At 66.8% G+C, this 1,221-nt stretch carries 2 protein-coding genes; both read left to right on the top strand.

Annotated features, from left to right (window positions below):
• Window positions 1–75: 75 nt before the first annotated feature.
• Window positions 76–387 carry a transposase gene (locus ABD374_RS12535; protein WP_344494506.1) on the top strand — a complete coding sequence of 104 codons (312 nt, stop codon included), beginning with the start codon at window positions 76–78 and terminating at the stop codon, window positions 385–387.
• Window positions 384–1,221: IS3 family transposase (locus ABD374_RS12540; protein ID WP_344494508.1), on the top strand; the 838-nt coding region annotated here is incomplete at its 3' end. The genes ABD374_RS12535 and ABD374_RS12540, both read left to right, overlap by 4 nt.

The following is a 1,221-nucleotide window of genomic DNA, read 5'->3' on the forward strand; positions in this document are numbered from 1 at the left end:
CGCCGTCACTGTGAGCCACCCCCGCTTTCATGGAGCTTCTTGATCATGGTCTGATGGCCATGGGAAGGAAGATTCGTGCCAGCACCGAAGAAGTACTCACCTGATCTGCGGCAGCGTGCCGTGCGGTTGTATCGGGAGTCGGACCCGAAGCCGGTGATCCGCCGGTTGGCCGAGCAGCTCAACGTGCATCCGGAGGCGTTGCGGAACTGGATCCGGCAGGCTGAGGCCGACGCCGGGGAGCGCACCGACCGGCCGTCCAGTGATCTCCTGGAGGAGAACCGCAGGCTGGCGCGGGAGAACGCTGAGCTGCGGCGGGCGAACGAGATCCTGAAGGCGGCGAGCGCGTATTTCGCTGCGGAGCTCGACCCGACCCGGCGACGGTCATGACGTTCATCGACGAACACACTGGCCGCTTCGCTGTCGCGCTCCTGTTACGGGTCCTGCAGATCTCCGCCTCCACCTACTACGCCTGGCGCAGCCGGTTCACCGAGCCGTGCGACCGGGACCTGGTCGACCGTGGGTTGCTGTCCAACATTCACGACATCTGGACCGCGTCCGGGTGCACGTACGGCGCGGACCGGGTCCACCGGCAGCTGCACCGCGACGGCATCCACGTAGGCCGGAAACGTGTCGAACGGCTGATGGCCGCCCAGGGCTGGCAGGGCGCATACCTGCGCCGCGGCTGGCGCGGCGGGTCGACCGTCCAGGACCCGAAGGCGACACCGGCACCGGACCTGGTGAACCGGAACTTCACCGCCGCCGCACCGAACCGGCTGTGGGTCGCTGACGCCACCCGCATCGCGTGTGGCGAGGGCGTGTTCTGGCTCGCCGCGGTCCGCGACGCGTACTCCAACCGGATCGTCGGGTGGAAGGCCGGCGACCGCTGCGACACCGACCTGATCCTCGGCGCCCTCGAGTACGGCATCTGGTCCCGCGACGTCCGCGACCAGACATTGATCCATCACTCGGACAGGGGCTCGAACTACACGTCGTTCCGGTTCACGCAACGCCTGTCCGACAACGGGATCCTGCCCTCCATGGGCTCGGTCGGCGACAGCTACGACAACGCGTTGATGGAGAACTTCTGGTCCACCCTGAAGATCGAACTCGTCTACCGCACCAACTGGCGCACCCGCGACGAAGCCGAGAACGCGATCTTCGAATACATCGACGGCTGGTACAACACCCGCCGCATCCAACGCGACCTCGGCTACCGCAGCC

The organism is Streptomyces enissocaesilis, from assembly GCF_039533765.1.
GTDB classification, from domain to species: domain Bacteria; phylum Actinomycetota; class Actinomycetes; order Streptomycetales; family Streptomycetaceae; genus Streptomyces; species Streptomyces enissocaesilis.